Consider the following 13,994-nt stretch of genomic DNA (forward strand, 5'->3'; position numbering starts at 1 on the left):
TGTCATAAAAAGTCCTCCTTTCTCGCGAAGAAATTCTTCTTCTCAAAACCCTTCAAAAAAAGGTTGAAGGGTTTTGAGAAGAAGGGAGCGAAAGCTCCCTTCTTTCGCTTACAAATTATCTCTCAAGGCGGAAAATTTGCTTGAATAAACCTTTTATGTAATCATCCGAAAGATCTTCTTCAAATGAACCGATTTTAAGTCCGAAAAGACCGCTGTCTTCTGTGCCTTTGTATTCAAATCCTACGAAGATTGGCAGTATATGATGTGTCTAAAGTAATTCCTTTAAAAAGATCATTATTCATAAGAATCCCCCTTTTATAATTATTTCTAAATAAATTATAACATAATTATATATATAAATCAAATTGGTAAATCTTTTGTGCGTTTTATCCCACAGTTGAATCAAAAACACATGTGGTCAAAACCGAAAAAATGAGTTTTTTCAAACAAAACAAAAACCTCAGAAACCGCTTGGTTACTGAGGTTTTGTTGGTCGGGATAACAGGATTTGAACCTGCGGCCTCTTCGTCCCGAACGAAGCGCGCTACCAAACTGCGCTATATCCCGAAATAAAATATTTAGTTTTTCTATATTCCCGTGTCTGTGGGATAACATGTGGTCAAAACTGATTTGACCACATGTATTTAGCTTTTTAAGTCGCCGTAAAGTGGCGGTGTTAAAAGGTTTGTGGGAGTTCGGCTTAATACTAATGAATTGAATAGTACCGTGTCCCGAACGAAGCGCGCTACCAAACTGCGCTATATCCCGATTTATGAAGGGGATAGGAAAAAAGCTTCAGAATGGACAAACTTAGCCAAAGTCCTTGACTTTGGGTCACCCGAAGGCGTACTAAGTACGTCGAGTGGCTAAGTTTGTTCATAGCAAAAAGTTCATTAATTTCAAAGATTTTGAAAAAATCTTTACCTTCATTTTGCTCTTTGCCTTTTGCATTTTGCATTTACGGGAGGGTGCTTAAGACCCTCCCCTATAATCGTCTGGAGTTTTTTAACATTCCCTTTATTTAAAAGTTTATTACTCTGTGCCTTATTTTAATATTAAGAACAATTCCTATTGCCAGAAATGTTGTAACAAGCGACGAGCCTCCGTAACTTAAGAAAGGAAGAGTAATACCTGTTACAGGCATAAGCCCTATAGTCATACATATATTTTCAAAAGACTGGGCAAGAAGCATCATTCCTATACCTGTGGCAATAAATGTGCCCAAAGAGTTTTTTGCATTTGATGCTATATAAAAGCATCTTGCTATAATAAATATTATTATTCCAATTATAATTACAGCACCGATAAAACCAAGTTCTTCGCATGCAACTGAAAATATAAAATCGGTATGCTTTGCAGGTAGAAATCCAAGTTGCGTCTGAACTCCGTTAAAAAGCCCGCTTCCGACAATCTCTCCCGAGCCAACTGCAAGTTTTGACTGAATAACCTGATAACCGCTTCTTAGAGGGTCAAGTTCAGGATTTAAAAAAACTCTTATCCTATCCTTCTGGTACTCGGAAAGGAAGAAAAACCACATAAGAGGTGCTGCACATATTGCCGCTCCGAATGCAGCAAAAATATATTTATAACTTATCCTTGCCACAAACAACATTCCTGCAAAGATTGCAAGAAATACCATAGCGGTCCCAAAATCAGGCTGTAACATTATAAGACCTATTATAAGTGCAAAATGAAGTATAAATAAAACAATATTTTTAGGATTATTAATATCATCTTTACAATAATCCAACTGTACTGCAAAACAAATAATATACCCTATTTTAACAATTTCGGCAGGCTGGAACTTAATTATTCCCAAATCAATCCAACTGTTTCCTCCCACTTCTTCCGCACCGATTCCAATTATTAAAACCAGAATAAGAAGGAATAGATTCAGTCCTAAAATGTAGAGCCATTTTGTTGATAAAAATTCATAGTCCCAGAAAGCCATTAAAAGACAAACGAAAACTCCGCCGAAAAAAGCAACGGTCTGAACTAAAATAATTCTTGATGACCCATAACTTTTAGAAGCACTTAAAACAAGAATAAGACCGATTACAGCAAGTATTATACATGCTGTAAAAAGTGGTGTGTCAAAATTTCTTATATTCTCTTTTATCTTTTTTATCATAAAAAGGTATGCTCCCTTAGGCACTCGGGAGCCAAAACCCCTTATGCCTTAAACTTGTTAAATTTTAATCTTTTTAACTTGGCGTCCTCGTAAGGCGACAGCCTGACTTCGTCCTTCGCATTAAAAATCTTAGAAATTTTCCTACGTTTAAGGTCGAAGAGTTTAAAATTTAGAAATTTTGTTTAAGTCAAAGAAATTTCAAGGATGATACTTACGTATATCCGCAGGAATTTCTGCAGGATTAAGCGAAATTTCTAATTTTAAACCATAAGGTGTTCGACTCCCGAGTGCCTAGCCGTTAGCTATCTTTTTAAATTATCAATAACGTTTTTATTTTCAACTATATTTAACTCTTTTTTCCAGTTTTCTATATTCTGCTCAACATACTTAGAAATTAAACTGCTTATTATCTTTTGTTCAAAGTTTTCTACTTTTGCTACATCATTTTCGTAAGATAAAGGCAATCTTTTTATAATATGATATCCATAAGATGTTTCAACAAGCCCTGAAACAGCTCCGAATTCAAGCGACTTAACACTGTCTTCAAATTCTTTTACCATTTCGCCTTCGGTAAACACATAGCCGTCAGGATTTGATTCCTGGCCAGGATCTTCAGAAAGTTCATTGGCAAGAGTGGTAAAATCTTCACCGTTATTTACTCTTTGTAATATTCCTTCTGCATACGCTTTCTTTTCTTCCTTGTTGGCAACAGGCTGACCTGCATCATCAGTAGTCATAACAAGAATATGTTGTGCTTTGTAATAATTTTCTTCGAAATTCTTGATTTTAGCAGTTTCGGATAAATCAATAACACCGTCATCCATAAGTTTTGCGTACATTGCTTCGCTTATTGCAATGTTTTTTGCGATGTTATCAAGAGCAGTTGAATCGGTATCAAGTTCTTCATAAAAAGACTGATAACTTCCGCCTGTAAACTGGTTTTTAACGGTAGATGCCATCTGTAAAACTTCATCACTAAAAGTAAATCCTGATTTTTGGGCATACTTTGCTATCACATAATTTTCCATAAGTTGATTATATGCAGCATCTTTGGCAGACTGATAGTTGGTTTTACCGTCAACCTTGGTATTCCAGTATTCGTCAAGCTGGTCTTCAGGAATTGACTGTTTTGCCTGCAGCATATACTGATTATAATAAATATTATATTCTTTCATTGAAACTTCTGTGCCGTCAATAGTAAATACTGTTGGTTCAACCTTTCCGCAACCTGCAAAGGCAAAAATCAATGTTATTATTAAAAATGATATTACTGTTCTTTTCATATTTATCATTCCTTTCGCAAAATCGTATTACTTTAATTATACATAAAAATAATAATTTTTAAAGGCTATTTTAGAATTTGTAATATATTTTTAATATTTGAGAGTTTCTCGTCTTTTTCATTTTTATACATTTTATATGAAAATGAAGGTACTGCGCCCGAAGAAACCATTATTCTTTGAGGATATTTTTCTGAAATTTCCGATATTTTTTCAAAATTAAAAAATTCACTGTTTGCAAATTTAAAAGTAATTTTAAGGTTAAAATCCGAAATCTCACAAATTCCGACACTTTCAGCCATTGCTTTTATAAGAGAAATTTCTCCTAAGTTTACAACTGATTCGGGCATATCTGAAAATCTGTCAATAAGTTCGTCAAAAACTTCTGACATATCTTCTTTAGTCTTTATGGAAGAAATCTTCTTGTAAATATCCATTCTTATATCATGGTTTTCGATGTAAGTTGACGGAATAAACGCATTTTCCTTAATATCTACACGGCAACTTATCATATCAGACACTGTTTCGCCCTTTTTCTTTTTGATTGCCTCCTGCAAAATTTTTATATACATATCATAGCCGACAGCATCCATATGCCCATGTTGTTCTGCTCCAAGCACATTGCCCGCGCCTCTTAATTCCAGATCTCTTAAAGCAATTTTAAAGCCTGAGCCGAATTCTGTAAATTCCTTTATCGCTTTAAGACGGCTTTCTGACTGTTCAGTAAGTGCCTTGTTCTTCTGATAGGTAAGATAACAATATGCAAGACGGTTGCTTCGCCCTACTCTTCCTCTTAACTGATATAGTTGGGAAAGTCCAAGTCTGTCTGCATTTTCAACAATTATAGTATTTGCATTTGCAATATCTATCCCTGTTTCAATAATAGTAGTGGAAACAAGTACATCTATTTCACCGTTTAACATTTCAATAAAAGTTTTTTCAATTTGAGTTTCACTCATTTTACCGTGTGCAACTTTTACATTTATATCAGGGAAAAGTTCCGAAAGTTTTCGTGCAACTGAGTTTATCCCCTCAACATTATTATAAAGGTAAAAAACCTGCCCTCCTCTTGCAACCTCTTTGCTTATTGCATTTGCAACAATCTCTTCATTGTATTCCAAAACATAAGTCTGAACAGGAAATCTGTCAAGAGGCGGTTCTTTTAATACACTCATATCCCTTATTCCAAGCATTGACATATGGAGCGTTCTCGGTATAGGGGTTGCACTAAGTGTTAAAACCTCGATATTTTTCTTTATTTCTTTAAGCCTTTCTTTATGTTCAACTCCAAAACGCTGTTCTTCATCTACAATTAAAAGCCCTAAATCTTTAAATTCCACATCTTTTGAAAGCAAACGATGAGTGCCTATTATAATATCAATTTCTCCCGTTTTCAACTTTTTTATTATCTCCGTTTGCTGTTTTTTACTTTTAAAACGGGACAGCATTTCCACTTTGACAGGGAACTCTTCCATTCTTCCTCTGAACGAATTATAATGCTGTTGACAAAGAACGGTAGTTGAAGCAAGATATGCGGTTTGTTTTCCCTCTGCGGCACATTTGAACGCCGCTCTCATTGCGACCTCCGTTTTACCGTATCCGACATCTCCGCAAAGGAGTCTGTCCATCGGGCGTGGTGATTCCATATCTTTTTTTACTTCTTCGATACTTCTTAACTGGTCTTCGGTTTCATCAAAAGGGAAAGTCTGCTCAAAGAGTGCCTGAAGGTCGGTATCTTCCATATACTGATGCCCCTTTGTGTTTTCCCTTTCTGCATACAGTTTTATAAGTTTATCCGCAAGGTCGCTGCAGGCATTTCTTACACGCTCTTTAATCCTGTTAAATTCCTGACCTCCGAATCTGTTTAAACGCACATTTCTTTCCCCTGCGCCTATATATTTGCTTAAATTTTCAAGTTGATTTACAGGCACATATAAAATATCCGTACCGTAATATTTAATCTTTAAAAAATCTCTTGAAATCCCGTCAACTTCCATTTTTAAAGTTCCGAGATACTGTCCTATTCCGTGAACTGTGTGAACAACATAATCCCCTAATTTCAAATCAGCAAAAGAAAGAATATCATCATTTTTAACTTTCTTTTTCTTTACTTTTTTATACTCTCCGAAAATGGAGCCGTCATATAAAAGAACGAACTTTAAGTCAGGATAATTAAATCCCATCACACCTTTTTTCTTAAGAAGATAAACTCCTGCTTTTGAAATTTCATCATTTTCGCCAATTATGGCAGGAAAAATCTGCAAAGAGGTTAAGAAGTTTAAAATATTTCCTGTTTTATTTTCCGAAACAGGAATTACTACTTTATAGCCCTTATTTTTATAATTTATAATATCTTCAGAAAAAAGATTTAACTTGCCGTAATATGATGGCGTTTCGGTAACCGTCACATTAAAAACAAGATGAGGTTTGTACAGTTTGTTTGAGGTTAAAATATTCATAATACCAAAGGTAGTATATGAAAGGAGTTTATCAATAATTTCGTCTTCGTTTTTATAAATTTCTATATCTGGAATAATTATATTTTTTTCTATTAAATCAGTTAATTCTTCATCTCTTCTCAGCCTCAAGGCTTCCTTGTTTTCAAAAAGACGCTGAGGTTCATCAATTACAATAATGGTATCTTCCTTGTCAAAATAGTTAAGAAGAGTGTTATTGCTTTCATAAATCAGACCTATATATTTATCGATACTCGGAAAATATCTTTCATTTTCAAGTTTTATAATATCGCTTTTTATTTCTTCTTTTAATTTACCTTTTTTGCTTTTTACTATTTCTCTTAATTTTTCTTTAAGTTCCTTACATTTATCATCCCCAAAAACCACTTCCTTTGAAACGGTTATTTCTACAGAGTCAAGATTTTCTATAGATTTCTGGGTTTTTTCGTCAAAAAGTCTTATCGAGTCTACCTCGTCACCAAAAAACTCTATCCTGTATGGGAAATCGCTGAGCGGGGAAAAAATATCCAAAACTCCTCCACGAACTGAATATTGCCCTTTAAACTCTACCATAGGCTCTCTCGAATATCCCATAACACTAAGTTTTTTAGTTAAATCATCAAGAGAAACTTCTTCTTTATTATTTATCTTAAAAGTCATATTTTCAAGAACATCTTTCGGGATTACCGGCTGACTTACAGCACAAAGTGTAGTTATAAAAATTCCTTCCCTGTCTTTTAAGATGCTGTTTAGGGCATTTATTCTTGATACAAAAATATCACTGCTTTTTGCATCTATGTTATAAAAATTAAGTTCCCTTTCCCAGAAGATATGAGAATTTATATTAAAAAATGACAGCATATTATTAAGACTTTTAGCATAAGTCTCATTTTTTGCTATCACTAAAATTTTCTTATTTGTATTTTTTAAAATTCCATATAAAAAATGGGGCTTAGCGGTATCGGTAAGCCCTGTAATATTTATTATGTTGTTTTTGGAAGACTGAAGAATTTTTTTATATTCTTCATTTTCATTAAATAAGTTTAAAAATAAATTATTCATTTCCCAACATAAATGAGTTGTATTTATTCATACACTCTTCAACTCCGTCTTTTAAATAGCAATCTATAATTTCAACACTTTTTTTTGCAATCTTTTTTAAATCAGCAAGTTCATTTTTTGAAAAAGCACCAAGAACATAATCTATAAGGTCTTTCCCGCCATTTTCCGAAACACCTATTTTAAGACGGCAAAAGTCATCTCCCGACAGTTTCAAAATCAAATCTTTGATTCCGTTATGACCGCCGGCACTGCCTTTTTTTCTAATTCTTATTTTGCCAAGAGGAAGTGAAATATCATCATAAATTATAAAAATATCTTCATTGTCTATACCGTAATACTCGGCAAGTAAAAGCACACTGTCCCCGCTTAAATTCATAAAAGTCTGAGGCTTTGCAAATATGACCTTCTCACCGTTTATAAACTGCTCCGAAATAAGCGCTTTATTTTTTAATTTATTTATTTCAAATCCTTTTTCTTTTGCGTAAAAATCAAGCATCAGAAACCCGGCGTTGTGCCTTGTGAATTCATACTTTGCGCCGGGATTTCCCAAACCAACAATAAGTTTCATAATTATACAAATAATGTGCTGACAGAAATGTCTTCATAAATTCTTTCAATTGCTTCAGCAAATACAGGTGCAACAGAAAGAACTTTTTCTTTTCCGAAGTGTTTTTCTTCAGGCAGTTTAATAGTGTCAAGGCAAATAAGTTCATCAATCGGTGCAGCAGATAATCTTTCAATAGCAGGACCTGATAAAACAGGATGGGTACAAGCACAAACAATACTCTTTGCGCCTCTTTCATTTAATGCTTTTACAGCATTGGCGATTGTTCCGGCTGTATCAATCATATCATCAACTATTATTACATCTTTACCTGCTATTTCCCCGATAATATTCATAACTTCAGACACATTTGCCTTTGGTCTTCTTTTATCTATAATAGCAATAGGAGCATCAAGCCTTTCAGCATAAAATCTTGCTCTTGTAACGCTTCCCAAATCAGGAGATACTATAACAACATTGTCATTTCCACGATATTTTTCTTCAAAGTAAGGACATAAAACAGCAGAACCTAAAAGATGGTCAACAGGAATATTGAAAAATCCCTGAATCTGAGATGCATGAAGGTCCATTGTTAATACTCTGTCTGCTCCTGCGGCAGTAAGTAAATCTGCACAAAGTTTTGCAGTAATCGGATCTCTTGCTTTTGCTTTACGGTCCTGTCTTGCATAACCGAAATAAGGAAGTACAGCAGTTATTCTTCCCGCAGAAGCCCTTTTAAATGCATCTATCATTATAAGAAGTTCCATTAAATTATCGTTAACAGGTGAACAGGTTGACTGAACAACAAACACATCAGAACCTCTGACTGTTTCGTGAATACTTACCGAAATTTCTCCGTCAGAAAACTTAGTAACTGTTGATTTACCAACTTCAACACCTAAAATATTTGCTATAGATTTTGCTAATTCAGGGTTTGAATTACCCGAAAATATTTTTATATCCTTGCCGTGACTTATCATTTTTTAGTTCCTCCCGCTATTTCTCTTTTAAAAATCAAAACATAAAATATGGAAAGTGCAGACAAAATACCACACTCTCCAGATTTTACTATTCTTCAGTTGAAGATTCTTCAGCCATCGCTTTTTCGTATTCGGCTAAAATCTTTGTTTCCAACTCTTCTCTTGTAGAAGCGTTGATCGGATGCGCAATGTCTTTGAATTCGCCGTCCGGTGTTTTTCTGCTAGGCATTGCGATAAAAAGTTTTTCTTGACCTTCGATAACTTTGATATCGTGAACAACAAAAGCATCGTCAATAGTAATAGAAACAACTGCTTTCATTTTCCCTGTAGCAGAACTAACCTTACGAACACGGATATCTGTGATATTCATAATCCGAAACCTCCCCTTTCTCGTTTTGCACCAAAACCCCTTACCTGATACAAAACGGATTGACTTTAGTTATGTATAATCATATTATACACTATTATTTCTCATTTGTAAAATGTTTTTTTAAAAATTTGCTAAAATTATTGACTAATTAACACTATCGTATATATAATAATATTATACTGTAAATTGGGAAGTGTTGGCTTTTATGATTAAATCAGTTTTAAATGTTAAAAATTCACATATTCATTTTATCGGAATAGGCGGAGTAAGTATGAGTTCCCTTGCAAAACTTCTTCTTGCAAACGGTCATATTATTTCAGGCTCGGATATGTCTATGTCAAAAAATGTTGAGGAACTTATAGGCTTAGGTGCAAAAATAAATATCGGTCACTTAAAAGAAAATGTTGAAAATCCCGATATGATTGTTTACACTGCTGCAGTAAAAGAAGATAATCCCGAACTTATATCGGGAAAAGAAAAAAATATACTTACTGTAGAAAGGTGTGACTTGCTGGGCGAAATTATGCGCCTTTATAAAAATCCGATAAATATTTCGGGAACTCACGGGAAAACCACTACCACTGCGATGATGTCCGAAGTATTTTTAGATGCAGGGCTTTCTCCCACTGTTTCAATCGGCGGCGATTTTGAAAAAATCGGCGGGAACCTCAATATCGGAAAAAAAGACTATTTCATCTGCGAAGCCTGTGAGTATGTAGAAAGTTTTCTTAAATTTCACCCTTTTGCAACAATTATTTTAAATATTGAAGAGGACCATCTTGATTATTTTAAAGATATAGAACACATAAAAAGTTCTTTCTTAAAGTTTGCCAATCTTACAGATGAAAACGGTTTTGTAGTCCTTAACAAAGAAGATAAAGAGTGTATTCAAATATCCGAAAAAATTAATAGAAAGGTTTACACCTTCGGTTTTTCTGATAATTGCGACTGTTATGCAAAAAATATTCGTTTTACGGATGGAAAACCTGTTTTTGATGTTTATTATAATAAAGAGTTTATTGGGAATGTAGAACTTGGTGTTTTAGGTGAACATAACATACTAAATTCTCTGTCCGTTATTCTTACAGCCCTTATATATAAAATAGATTTTAATTCAATAAAAAAATCTCTTTATGAATTTAAGGGCGCAAAGAGAAGATTTGAATATAAAGGTATGTTTAACGGTGCCAGGATTTATGACGATTATGCTCATCATCCGACTGAAATCGGAACAACAATAAAGTCAGCCAAAAAGAAAGATTATAATAATTTATATATTGTTTTTCAGCCTCACACATATACGAGAACAAAAGCATTATTTAATGATTTTGTGGAAGTTTTACAAAAAGGCGAAAATGTTATTATAGCAGATATTTATGCAGCAAGAGAGAAAAACACTCTTAATATCTCAGGGAAGGATCTTGCCGATAAAATACCAAATGCGATTTACTTAAAAGAATTTTCTCAGATTGAAGAGCATCTTAAAGAAAATGTAAAAGAAAATGACCTTGTAATAACGGTTGGCGCAGGCGATGTTTATAAAATTGGGGAAAATTTACTAAAAAAACTGTAACTTCCATTTGATTTTTTAAGATTTATGTGATAAAATACCATAGTGCGTAAGATTATTTATATATATTGGAGGAATATAGATGTATAAAATTGTAAGAAAAGAAAATTTAAATGACCAGATAACTTTAATGGAAGTTCATGCACCGTTTGTTGCAAGAAAAGTTCAGGCAGGTCAGTTTATTATATTAAGAGTAAGCGAACTTGGAGAAAGAATTCCTCTTACAGTTGCCGACTATAACCGTGAAAAAGGCACAGTTACGATTATTTTCCAGAAAATAGGAAAATCTACAATTGAACTTGGAAACTTAAACGAAGGCGAAGAAATATTAGACTTTGCAGGTCCTTTGGGAGTTGCTTCTCATCTTGACGGTTTTAAAAAAGCAGCAGTAATCGGAGGAGGTCTTGGTACTGCCATTGCTTATCCTTCTGCAAAGGCTCTCTTTAACAAAGGCTGTGAAGTTGATATAATAGCAGGTTTCAGAAATAAAGACCTTATAATTTTAGAAGATGAATTAAAAGAAGTATGTCATAATCTTTATATTACAACTGATGACGGGTCTAATGGTAATAAAGGTTTTGTTACCGATATGCTTAAAAAACTTATTGAAGACGGGAATAAATATGACCTTGTAGTTGCAATAGGTCCTTTAATGATGATGAAATTTGTATGTAATCTTACAAAAGAATACGGTATTAAAACCATTGTTAGTATGAACCCTGTTATGATTGACGGAACAGGAATGTGCGGCGGATGCCGTGTTACCGTTGGGGGAGAAACAAAATTCGCATGTGTTGACGGTCCTGACTTTGATGGTCATCTTGTTGACTTTGACGCAGCGATAAGGCGTCAGGCAATGTTTAAAGTTCAAGAGAAAAAAGCATGTGATGACTGCAGAATGAGAGGTAATAAATAATGGCTAATATGTCTTTAAATAAAGTTAAAATGCCTGAACAGGAACCTCAGGTAAGAAATAAGAATTTTAAAGAAGTTGCTTTAGGTTACACTGAAGAAATGGCAATAGAAGAAGCAGAGAGATGCTTAAACTGTAAAAACAAACCTTGTGTTAACGGTTGCCCTGTTAACGTTCAGATTCCTGACTTTATCTCACTTATAAAACAAGGAGATTTTCAGGGAGCGTATGATAAAATTTCTGAAACAAGTGCTCTTCCTGCTATATGCGGACGAGTATGCCCTCAGGAAAATCAATGCGAAAAATATTGTGTAAGAGGTATAAAAGGCGAAAGTGTCGGTATTGGAAGACTTGAAAGATTTGCGGCAGACTGGGCAATGAAAAATTCAACTGCTGAAATTAAAAAGCCTGAGTCTAACGGCAAAAAAGTTGCTGTTGTCGGTGCAGGACCTGCATCTTTAACTTGTGCAGGCGACCTTGCAAAATTAGGCTATGAAGTTACAGTTTTTGAAGCATTTCATAAAGCAGGGGGAGTTTTAGTTTACGGAATTCCTGAATTCAGACTTCCAAAACAGGAAATTGTTCAAAAAGAGATTGACAAGTTAAAAGCACTTGGCGTAAAAATCGAGTTGAATGTTATTATAGGTAAATCAATAAATATTGATGAACTTATGAGCGAAGAAGGTTTTGATGCCGTATTTATCGGCTCGGGAGCAGGTCTTCCTAAATTTATGAATATGCCTGGAGAAAACCTTAACGGTGTATATTCAGCAAACGAATTCTTAACAAGAATAAACCTTATGAATGCATACAGATGGCCTGAAGCAGACACACCTATCACAGTCGGCAAAAATGTTGCTATAGTCGGTGGAGGTAACGTTGCTATGGATGCGGCAAGATGCGCAAAACGTCTTGGTGCAGATAATGTGTATATTGTTTACAGACGTTCAGAAGAAGAAATGCCTGCAAGACTTGAAGAAGTCCACCACGCAAAAGAAGAAGGCATTATTTTCAAAATGCTTACTAACCCTGTTGAAGTTGTGGGTAATGAAGAAGGCTGGGTAACAGGTCTTAAATGTGTGGAAATGGAACTTGGCGAACCTGATGCATCAGGCAGAAGAAAACCTGTAGTTAAAGAAAATTCTGAATATGTAATAGAAATGGATACCGTTGTAATTGCTATCGGTCAGTCCCCTAACCCGCTTATTAAGAACACAACTGAAGGTCTTGATACTCAAAGTTGGGGTGGAATTATAACTGATGAAAAAACAGGCGCAACAAGTATTCCCGGAGTATACGCAGGCGGAGATGCCGTTACAGGTGCTGCAACCGTTATTCTTGCTATGGGTGCAGGAAAAGCCGCTGCAAAAGCGATAGACGAATATATTAAAAGCAAATAAATGCAAAATGCAAAGTGCAAAATGCAGAATGAAGAAGGCAAAACCATGCCATACGGCGGTTTTGCCCTCTTTTTTTATATATAATTTTAATTCCATAAATTGTACGAAGAATTTATACCAAATAATTTCGCACTTCGCACTTCGAATTTCGCATTTACTCTTTAATTTCCCCTGCTTTTATAAGTGTAATTTTCGTTATAACAGGGCCTACAAGTTCATAAATTATTGTAGCACAAAGAATGATTACTCTTATATTTGCTCCGAATTCGGGAACAACTGTAACTGCTGCCATAGATAAACCTATTGCTACCCCTGCCTGAGGGATAAGAGTAGGACCTAAGTATTTTTTTACCTCAGGTGATGCTTTCCCGATTATTGCACCGAGTGATGCTCCACCCATTTTACCTAAAACTCGTACAATTATGTAAACTATACCGATAACACCGACAGACGGTAAGATACCGACATTAAGTTCTGCTCCTGATACAACAAAGAATAGCAAGAACAAAGGCGGTGTAAACCTGTCTGTAAGTTGGAAAAGTTCATTATATCTTTTTGATGTGTTAATAAATATTGCACCCATTGCCATACACGCAAGAAGTGATGAAAAACCGCATATTACTGATATTCCAACACACAAACAAACCATAGCAATAGCCACAGAAAGCCTGTTACCCCTGCCTGTAAACCATTTGATTAAAGCAGAAAGGATAAAACCAAGCACAGCACCAAATAAAAGTCCTCCTATAATTTCTATAACAGGGCTTATAATAACACTTAAAATATCAACATTACCTGTACTTCCTATTATTTTTGCAACTGCAAATGAAATTCCAAAAGCAATAAGTGCAACTGCGTCGTCAATTGCAACAACAGGAAGCAAAGTATCGGTAACAGGACCTTTTGCTTTATACTGCTTTACAACCATAATGGTTGCGGCAGGTGCCGTTGCTGATGCGATAGCACCAAGAACAAGCGAGAATTTTATGTCACATCCTGCCAAAACAAGCGCCAAGTCAACTAAAAGCGTTGCACCAAAACCTTCGCAGAAGGCAATTACAACAGGCGATTTACCTATTTTTTTAAGATAGGAAAGTTTAAATTCCGAACCGATAGAAAATGCAATAAACCCTAATGCAACATCTGAGATAATAGTCATTTTCGAAACCACATCTTCAGGTAAAATTCCAAGTACATAAGGGCCTATGATAAGACCGAAAATAATATATCCTGTTACATTGGGAAGTTTGAATTTTTTCATTAACTTTCCTGAAAAAAGACCTGCAAA

The 13,994-nt window shown here is 34.8% G+C and carries 10 protein-coding genes and 1 tRNA gene; 3 read left to right on the forward strand and 8 right to left on the reverse strand.

Annotated features, from left to right (window positions below):
- Positions 1-490 precede the first annotated feature (490 nt).
- The 7 genes from E7419_07360 to spoVG all read right to left on the reverse strand — a co-directional run bounded on the left by E7419_07360 (position 491) and on the right by spoVG (position 8,823).
- Positions 491-567: transfer RNA gene (locus E7419_07360), tRNA-Pro, on the reverse strand.
- Between the two features lie 454 nt (positions 568-1,021).
- Positions 1,022-2,131: a rod shape-determining protein RodA gene (gene rodA, locus E7419_07365; protein ID MBE7015004.1), complete on the reverse strand. Its 1,110-nt coding sequence runs from the start codon at positions 2,129-2,131 to the stop codon at positions 1,022-1,024.
- 302 nt (positions 2,132-2,433) lie between these two features.
- Positions 2,434-3,423: a hypothetical protein gene (locus tag E7419_07370; protein MBE7015005.1), complete on the reverse strand. Its 990-nt coding sequence runs from the start codon at positions 3,421-3,423 to the stop codon at positions 2,434-2,436.
- A gap of 56 nt (positions 3,424-3,479) precedes the next feature.
- Complete coding sequence (mfd, locus tag E7419_07375; GenBank protein ID MBE7015006.1) at positions 3,480-6,929, reverse strand: transcription-repair coupling factor; 3,450 nt, start codon at positions 6,927-6,929, stop codon at positions 3,480-3,482.
- Positions 6,922-7,497 (reverse strand): aminoacyl-tRNA hydrolase, encoded by a 576-nt coding sequence (locus tag E7419_07380; protein ID MBE7015007.1) that lies wholly within the window; start codon positions 7,495-7,497, stop codon positions 6,922-6,924. The genes mfd and E7419_07380 overlap by 8 nt, the downstream gene beginning before the upstream one ends.
- 2 nt (positions 7,498-7,499) lie before the next feature.
- Positions 7,500-8,453 carry a ribose-phosphate pyrophosphokinase gene (locus tag E7419_07385; GenBank protein MBE7015008.1) on the reverse strand — a complete coding sequence of 318 codons (954 nt, stop codon included), beginning with the start codon at positions 8,451-8,453 and terminating at the stop codon, positions 7,500-7,502.
- Positions 8,454-8,541: 88 nt separating this feature from the next.
- Positions 8,542-8,823: a septation regulator SpoVG gene (spoVG, locus tag E7419_07390; GenBank protein MBE7015009.1), complete on the reverse strand. Its 282-nt coding sequence runs from the start codon at positions 8,821-8,823 to the stop codon at positions 8,542-8,544.
- Positions 8,824-9,028: 205 nt separating this feature from the next.
- Here spoVG and murC point away from each other — a divergent pair, with 205 nt between their 5' ends.
- From murC to gltA, 3 genes are all read left to right on the forward strand, one after another.
- A complete protein-coding gene (gene murC / locus E7419_07395; protein MBE7015010.1) occupies positions 9,029-10,396 on the forward strand; it encodes a UDP-N-acetylmuramate--L-alanine ligase in 1,368 nt (455 codons plus the stop codon).
- A 79-nt stretch (positions 10,397-10,475) separates the two neighbouring features.
- Positions 10,476-11,309 carry a sulfide/dihydroorotate dehydrogenase-like FAD/NAD-binding protein gene (locus tag E7419_07400; protein MBE7015011.1) on the forward strand — a complete coding sequence of 278 codons (834 nt, stop codon included), beginning with the start codon at positions 10,476-10,478 and terminating at the stop codon, positions 11,307-11,309.
- The gene (gene gltA / locus E7419_07405) at positions 11,309-12,706 is read left to right on the forward strand and encodes an NADPH-dependent glutamate synthase (protein MBE7015012.1); all 1,398 of its coding nucleotides are present in this window, start codon (positions 11,309-11,311) and stop codon (positions 12,704-12,706) included. Before E7419_07400 ends, gltA begins: the two co-directional genes overlap by 1 nt.
- A gap of 154 nt (positions 12,707-12,860) precedes the next feature.
- Here the strand turns inward: gltA and E7419_07410 are convergent.
- Positions 12,861-13,994: cation:proton antiporter (locus E7419_07410; protein MBE7015013.1), on the reverse strand; the 1,134-nt coding region annotated here is incomplete at its 5' end.

The organism is Oscillospiraceae bacterium, assembly GCA_015068525.1.
Classification (GTDB): domain Bacteria; phylum Bacillota; class Clostridia; order UMGS1840; family HGM11507; genus SIG450.

What these genes read in the sequence shown, in the direction of transcription:
- rodA (MBE7015004.1), bottom strand. Translation starts at nt 2,131, where the DNA reads ATGATAAAAAAGATAAAAGAGAATATAAGAAATTTTGACACACCACTT.
- E7419_07370 (MBE7015005.1), bottom strand. Translation starts at nt 3,423, where the DNA reads ATGATAAATATGAAAAGAACAGTAATATCATTTTTAATAATAACATTG.
- mfd (MBE7015006.1), bottom strand. Translation starts at nt 6,929, where the DNA reads ATGAATAATTTATTTTTAAACTTATTTAATGAAAATGAAGAATATAAA.
- E7419_07380 (MBE7015007.1), bottom strand. Translation starts at nt 7,497, where the DNA reads ATGAAACTTATTGTTGGTTTGGGAAATCCCGGCGCAAAGTATGAATTC.
- E7419_07385 (MBE7015008.1), bottom strand. Translation starts at nt 8,453, where the DNA reads ATGATAAGTCACGGCAAGGATATAAAAATATTTTCGGGTAATTCAAAC.
- spoVG (MBE7015009.1), bottom strand. Translation starts at nt 8,823, where the DNA reads ATGAATATCACAGATATCCGTGTTCGTAAGGTTAGTTCTGCTACAGGG.
- murC (MBE7015010.1), top strand. Translation starts at nt 9,029, where the DNA reads ATGATTAAATCAGTTTTAAATGTTAAAAATTCACATATTCATTTTATC.
- E7419_07400 (MBE7015011.1), top strand. Translation starts at nt 10,476, where the DNA reads ATGTATAAAATTGTAAGAAAAGAAAATTTAAATGACCAGATAACTTTA.
- gltA (MBE7015012.1), top strand. Translation starts at nt 11,309, where the DNA reads ATGGCTAATATGTCTTTAAATAAAGTTAAAATGCCTGAACAGGAACCT.